The sequence below is a fragment of the Clostridium sp. K04 genome, assembly GCF_019734375.1.
In the GTDB taxonomy this organism is placed as follows: domain Bacteria; phylum Bacillota; class Clostridia; order Clostridiales; family Clostridiaceae; genus Clostridium; species Clostridium saudiense.
Genome location: NZ_JAASHD010000071.1, coordinates 1 through 6,609 on the forward strand (window position 1 = coordinate 1; position 6,609 = coordinate 6,609).

Consider the following 6,609-nt stretch of genomic DNA (forward strand, 5'->3'; position numbering starts at 1 on the left):
AATATTACTGGAAATCAAAATTTCCAGTAATATTTGATTTATAAGAAACTATATTACACAAAATTATCTACAGTCTCGAAATATAAACTAAAAGGGACTATTTTACAGTCCCTTTTATTTATCTTTTGTATAAAATTATGAGTTGCAATTTAAAATTAGCATCCGCAACCAGTAGATTCATTGTCGCTTCCAGCAGTAGCAGCACTTATACAAGATCCTTTAAAACAACTAACCTTTAAACATTTACGGATAATTTGAGTATTATCTTTAAAAATCTTTAACATATAAGTTGTATTTGGACATAAAGGACCTAATAAGAATTGGCCATTATCGTCAGTGAAAGTATGAGTTAATGGAATTGGATAGTCACACTTATCATTAACTTGGAGTAATTTAACTACTGCATCAGCTACAGGTAGTCCATTTTCATCAAGTACTGTACCAAATATACAGCTTCTAGTTTCTTTTGGTAATTTAACAACTGCATCTATTTGTTCATTATACCCAGTCTTAAAAATACAATTTCCTATTCTTCCGCTCATGAATTTATCCTCCTAAGTTTATCGTAATATACTATAATATATTCTTAGAAGAAAACAATGTGTACATAAAATCAAAAGTTATTTATGTAAATAAAGCTTGGAGGGATAAATTAGCAAAGGAGTAATAGGAAGTGATTAAATAGAAGATAATAATATTGATAGTAGAAATATTATTAAATGAAAATATACAATAAAAATTATTATTTAATAAGAAATAATGTAACAAATGTTACTGAAATAATAATTAATTATTTGTATAATTAAGATTATAATACATCTATATATTTAAGGAGGAAAAATAAATGAGCTGTGGATGCGGAAATATGAATAAAAAAGATGGGAAATCAGTAGTTGACTTAGTTAGAAGTAAAGGAAAAGCAGACTTCCCTTTAGCAACTCCTCATGAAATAGAATGTAGTTGTGGAAAGACATTTACAATGAAAAAATTAGTTGATAATTGTCCTTATTGCAAAATGACATATGGTGTTACTCCTTGTTCATCAAGAGATAAGGAAAATATAGCAGCTGCAGGAATAGAATATTAATTTAGTAAAAATGTTAAATCTTAACTAAATATTAGTTTGGATTTAACATTTTTTTATCTTAAATTATTTCAATGTTCTGAATGTATATCCTTCATTTTTTAGTAGCTTAATTATTCCTGGTAAAGCTTCTACTGTAGTAGTTTTTGTCATACAGTCATGCATTAAAATAATAGCTGGATTTTTATAGTTACCCTCTTTATCTTTAATGTTTTTAGCAACATTTTGAATAAGTGTTTCGGCAGGTATATTATTTCCTTTTGCATCTCCAGAATCTACATTCCAGTCATAAACATTTATGCCTTGTTCATTAAGCTTTTTAGTTATGTTTTTAGTAAAGTCTTTACCTCTAGAATTAGCTACAATAGTATTATGAGACCCACCAGGAAATCTAAAAATTGTACAATCACTACCGGTTGTTTCTTTAATGAACTTTTGTTGCTTTTCAAAGTTATTAAAAAATGCTTCTTCTGAGGTATAGATGTGTTGAAACTCATGATCAGCGGTATGATTGCCAATTGCATTCCCTTCTTTGTATGCTCTTTCTACAAATTTAATATGGGGCTCTATATAAGGTGATATAATGAAAAATGTTGCATGAACATCATTATCCTTTAAAATATCAAGTATTAGTTCTGTATTTTTACTAGGACCATCATCAAAGGTCAAATAAACAATTTTTTCAGTTGGATTTGAATTCACTTCACAATTTAAATTATAATAAAAAATATTAATCATAATAAAAAAAGAAGATAGAAAAATCGTAAGTTTTTTTAAAGAATAAATTCGATATTTATGTGTTGTTTTAGATTTATTGACTAAGTTAAAATTAAAAATCCTATTAAATTTAAATTTTTCATTTGTATTATACATATCATAAACTCTCCTTATGTTGAATTCCTATAGTATTTTATCCAATAGTAGTATTAGTTTATGCAAAGCTATAAACAGAGAATAAACTAATAGATAAAATTTTATTGTGAACATATACAAATATAAGGAATATTATAAATTAGAAAGAATTCAAGGAGATTAAAGGTAAATGAATCCATATGAATTAATCATGAAAATTGATAGAAAAATGAAACAAGATCCTAATTTTGCTAATAGGTTTAATAAACTAGTTGCAGAGTTTAATAGAACTCCTGGTTTACAACAAGAAGTAATGAGAATAGCACAAATTCAAGATGAGAAAAAAAGAAAAAAAGCTTTAGAAAATCTTCCAGATAATATAAAGCAATCAGTTGCAGAGATGTTTAGATTATTAAATAGTTAAATTTATTAAAACTTAAATAATAAAAAATAACCAATTTATTATGAAATTGGTTATTTTTTTGTTTTATATAGAAAAGTAGTGAGTAAGATAGTATTATAATAGTAGTATAAAAATAGATAAAATGTAAATTTAAGTATTTGGAGGGCGGAGTGGTGGAAATTAACTTAAATACAATAAAGGTAAACAATAAAATACAAATAAGAACTTTAGATTTAGTATGGTTTATGGTTATACCATTAATAAATATAAATTATTATATAGCAAGTACAATTACTAAAAATGGACATAATCTAGCGACTATATTTGATAAAGTTATGAAATTTAATTCAATTTTCATAATTCCATATGTATATTGGTATGTGTATATTGTAATAGGATTTATAATTATATTAATACAATCTCGAGTAAATTACATGAGAACATTTTTATCATTTTTCATTGGAATGGGAATATGCTACTGTATTTATTATATCTATCCAACAGAAATTATTAGACCCAATATTGAAAATTCAAATGTATTGAATTATTTAGTTAATATTATTTATTCAGCTGATAGATCGGTAAATTGCTTTCCATCTTTACATGCATTAACAACCTATTTTATAATGCGATATACTAAATATGAAAAAACAAGAAAAATTTTTATTATACACAAATTGTAGGGTCATTAATAATTTTATCTACGGTTTTTATAAAGCAACATTTCGTAGCAGATATTATAGGGGCTATGGTTATATGTGAAGTAATAATTTATTTTATGAATAAAGTAAGTGAGGATAGGATAAAAAAAGTTTTAGATATACCATATAAAATAAAAGATAAAATAGTAGCAAATTTAAAAAGTAAAATAAAAACTAAGGCTATTGATAGTGATGAAAAAAAGTTTTTTAGTAGGAAAATATAAAAATAACAAGCTCAAGAATATCTAAATATTAGATATTCTTGAGCTCTTTTTATATAAGAATATAAACAGAGTTTTGAATAAATTAAAAAAGATGAGTAAAACTAAAAACATACTAAGGAGGAAGCAATATGGAGTTTTTGTATAATTTTTTTATTTATGGATTTTTAGGATGGATATTAGAAAATGTTTTTAGTTACGCAGTTACTGGACATTATAAAGAAGAGGGTTTTTTGATTGGACCATTTAAGCCTATGTATGCAATTGCTATGGCGTGGATTATTCAATTACACAATGCTTTTCCTAATAAGATATTTTTATTATTTATATCAATTGTTATTCCTACTACTGTTGAATACACAACGGGTATTATAATGAGAAAATATTTTAATAAGGATTATTGGGATTATTTTAATGAAAGATATAATTACAAAGGAATAATATGCTTACGATTTTCTATAGCATGGACTATTATTAGTATTTTGACTATAGAGTTTTTACAACCTTTTTTAATAATAAGAATATATAGTATAGTAAAACCTATATGGCCTATATTAGCAATTTTATTAATAATATTATTAACTTTTGATGAGGTGTATACATTAATAAAATTTAAGAATAAGGGACAAATTAATTTGAAATAGAAAGTTAGATTTACATAAAAAGATATTGTTATTAATTTAAATAATAGTATCTTTTTTAAGTTTTAAAATTTTAATTATTAATATATAATAAAACCAATAATAATTAAAAATGAAAGAGGTAAGATATGAGTTTGATTAGTACATACGAAAAATTTGCAAAGATAAATACTGAATTTATAGCTTTTATTGAGAAAGCTATAAAAGAGGATTTTAAAAATTTTACTGAAGAACAGATGAAAATGAATTTAAAAATAGCATTAAAGAATTATGAAGATTTGAAGTTTGAAAGTGATGAGATTGTTGCTGCAAATGATGAAGAAAAAAATAATTTAAATGATTTAAAATATTTAATAATGAGTGGATTATTTTTAGTATCAGATTTAAACCATTTTTATAATATAAATGAATATGAAAGATTTAAAATGAGAGGAATAAATTATATAAATAATAGTAGAAGGGGTAAATCATTTTAAATAAAGTTATAAAACCAATAATAACAAATTTTATTGTTATCATGGGTTTATATATAATATTTAAAAATAGATTATATATAAATTAAGAATGTGACTACATCATCCGATGTAGTCACATTCTTAATTATTGATATAATTATATAAGATATCTTGTTCAGTACCTATTTGATTAGTAATTTTTACTTTTATAGAGGAAAGAAAATTATCAATATCAAGAGTCTTGTCTGTATGATTATTTACTGCTTCTAATAGTATGGAAGATACTGTATCGTCTAACATTGTTTTATTAATTAAAGGAAGATTGTTAGAAATATCTCTATATAAAAGATTTGCAGCTTGATTTCCTAAAAATTTACTTTTATCATATGTAATTGATTTATAATAGTTATTTTCATCAAGTATAAGAGCTCTAGCTAATTTCCATGCTTGAGTTTTATATTTACTTGTAGCAACGATAGATATTGCATTTGTATTTTCAGAACTATATAAACCAAGAGGTAATCTAGTAACACGCCATTTACCAATAGTGTCTGGTGTAGTTTCTTTTAAATAATCTTCTCCCCATTTATTTAAATGAATCATAGCTATTTCACCATTGCGTACAGCATTTCTTCCTTCATCAGTCCATAAATCTAATCTTGATATTAATCCTAAATTATAAGCTTCATTTGCAATTAAAAGGGCGTCTCTCATTTTATCATTTTCAATGTTTAAATTCATATTATAATCAAAGATTCCTTGAGAATTTAATGTTAGCTTTACAAAAGCATCTTTCCATTGAAGAGCATAAATATTTTTTTCTTTAAGTTTCTTAGCAATTTCTAACCAACCTTCTGCAGTTTCCATGGCTAGAGCTAATTCTTCAGGCTCACTTGGTATTCCGAGTTCTTCCAAAATATCAGCCCTATAATAAGTTACTGTAGAAGCTTGTGTAAATGGAAGGGCAATAAGTTTACTTTTATCCATTGACATGCAAGAATTTATATCTGATTCAGGAAAAATATTTTTTATATTATCAAAAGAATATGAGTCGTTTAATAGGTTTTCAAAAGCATTAATTGCATTAAATTCCCCTATATAATCTAATGAATAAATAATAAGATCGGGAGAGTTTTCGGAATTAGCGGCAACTGCATTAATTATTGCATTGGCATCCATAGTATCCATTCCTGTAATATTAATAGTAGCTTTAGGATATAATGAATTAAATATGTCCTTAATTTTATCATGATCATATGAATGACATAAAACATTTAATGTAAATTCTGTAGCATTTTTATTTTCATCTGCTGATGGAATTTCAGCGCTTAACGATGGTGAAATAAGTTCATCAGCAGTAGTATTTTTATCATTAAAGCTACAACCAATAAATGATAAAGAAAATATTAAAAAAATTATAAGTGTTAGTCGTTTTATCATGTTTTTTCTCCTTAAAATATAGAAATACTAAATATAAACTTCATTTCCGCCTGAAGCTTTAGCTTTATACATCGATGTATCTGATTTTATAAAAATGCTTTCAATATCATTTCCATCTTCAGGATATAATCCAACTCCTATACTTACACCAACAGTAATTGTAGAACTATCTAAATTAATTGGTTGTTTTATCGTTTCAATAATTTTAGTTGATAACTCTTCGATTTCATATTTGTCATTATAAATCAATTGAATGACAAATTCATCGCCACCTAAACGTGCTACGCAAGCTGAATTACTATCATAAGAATTAAGTATTTCCTTCATTTTTTTTGCAATTATTTGAAGAAGTTTATCTCCAGCTGAATGACCTAATGTATCATTTACAATTTTAAATTTATCTAAATCAAGGAATAATATAGCTATTCCATTCTTTCCATTATATAAGTTGTTATTGGAAAATTCGTTTATTGTATTTTGGGCATGTTCAATAAAATATTGTCTGTTTGGTAATTCAGTCAAATAATCATAATTTGCCTGTTTAAATAGTAATTTTCTTGATTCCTCTAGTTTTTTATTTGTTATTTCAGCTTCTAAAATCATGTTACTTAAGTTATCTACCATAGATTGAAAATTATAAATAAGAGAATCTATTTCAAGTATATTACTATTTTCAAAGACTATTGTTTCTTTACTTTTAAGTTTTTCAGGCAAACCACTACTTAATATAATTACTTTAGGGTTAATCATATTTCTTAACCCTTATATATCAAGGCCTTTATGGCCAAGATTTTTTATATCACTCAGATTTT

Annotated in this window: 10 protein-coding genes; 6 read left to right on the forward strand and 4 right to left on the reverse strand. The window is 24.8% G+C overall.

The window, feature by feature from the left end:
• Positions 1–155: 155 nt before the first annotated feature.
• Positions 156–542 (reverse strand): carboxypeptidase-like regulatory domain-containing protein, encoded by a 387-nt coding sequence (locus tag HCG70_RS16925; protein ID WP_042399965.1) that lies wholly within the window; start codon positions 540–542, stop codon positions 156–158.
• A 302-nt stretch (positions 543–844) separates the two neighbouring features.
• Here HCG70_RS16925 and HCG70_RS16930 point away from each other — a divergent pair, with 302 nt between their 5' ends.
• Positions 845–1,087 (forward strand): hypothetical protein, encoded by a 243-nt coding sequence (locus HCG70_RS16930; protein WP_042399962.1) that lies wholly within the window; start codon positions 845–847, stop codon positions 1,085–1,087.
• A gap of 63 nt (positions 1,088–1,150) precedes the next feature.
• Here the strand turns inward: HCG70_RS16930 and HCG70_RS16935 are convergent, their stop codons facing one another.
• Complete coding sequence (locus HCG70_RS16935; RefSeq protein ID WP_052330709.1) at positions 1,151–1,957, reverse strand: polysaccharide deacetylase family protein; 807 nt, start codon at positions 1,955–1,957, stop codon at positions 1,151–1,153.
• A 169-nt stretch (positions 1,958–2,126) separates the two neighbouring features.
• Here HCG70_RS16935 and HCG70_RS16940 point away from each other — a divergent pair, with 169 nt between their 5' ends.
• The 5 genes from HCG70_RS16940 to HCG70_RS16955 all read left to right on the forward strand — a co-directional run bounded on the left by HCG70_RS16940 (position 2,127) and on the right by HCG70_RS16955 (position 4,378).
• Positions 2,127–2,360 (forward strand): hypothetical protein, encoded by a 234-nt coding sequence (locus HCG70_RS16940; protein WP_042399959.1) that lies wholly within the window; start codon positions 2,127–2,129, stop codon positions 2,358–2,360.
• A 152-nt stretch (positions 2,361–2,512) separates the two neighbouring features.
• Entirely contained in the window at positions 2,513–3,022 is a 510-nt protein-coding gene (locus HCG70_RS16945; RefSeq protein ID WP_260457854.1) for a hypothetical protein, read from the forward strand.
• A 65-nt stretch (positions 3,023–3,087) separates the two neighbouring features.
• Positions 3,088–3,264, forward strand: coding sequence for a hypothetical protein (locus HCG70_RS17600; RefSeq protein ID WP_260457855.1), 177 nt, complete (start codon positions 3,088–3,090; stop codon positions 3,262–3,264).
• Between the two features lie 128 nt (positions 3,265–3,392).
• Entirely contained in the window at positions 3,393–3,905 is a 513-nt protein-coding gene (locus tag HCG70_RS16950) for a putative ABC transporter permease (protein WP_042399953.1), read from the forward strand.
• Between the two features lie 125 nt (positions 3,906–4,030).
• The gene (locus HCG70_RS16955) at positions 4,031–4,378 is read left to right on the forward strand and encodes a hypothetical protein (RefSeq protein WP_042399951.1); all 348 of its coding nucleotides are present in this window, start codon (positions 4,031–4,033) and stop codon (positions 4,376–4,378) included.
• 120 nt (positions 4,379–4,498) lie between these two features.
• On the opposite strand, the gene HCG70_RS16960 is transcribed toward HCG70_RS16955, so the two are convergent.
• The gene (locus HCG70_RS16960) at positions 4,499–5,797 is read right to left on the reverse strand and encodes an ABC transporter substrate-binding protein (protein ID WP_221698062.1); all 1,299 of its coding nucleotides are present in this window, start codon (positions 5,795–5,797) and stop codon (positions 4,499–4,501) included.
• A gap of 27 nt (positions 5,798–5,824) precedes the next feature.
• Positions 5,825–6,547, reverse strand: a complete 723-nt coding sequence (locus HCG70_RS16965; protein ID WP_221698063.1) for a GGDEF domain-containing protein — start codon at positions 6,545–6,547, stop codon at positions 5,825–5,827.
• Positions 6,548–6,609: the final 62 nt, after the last annotated feature.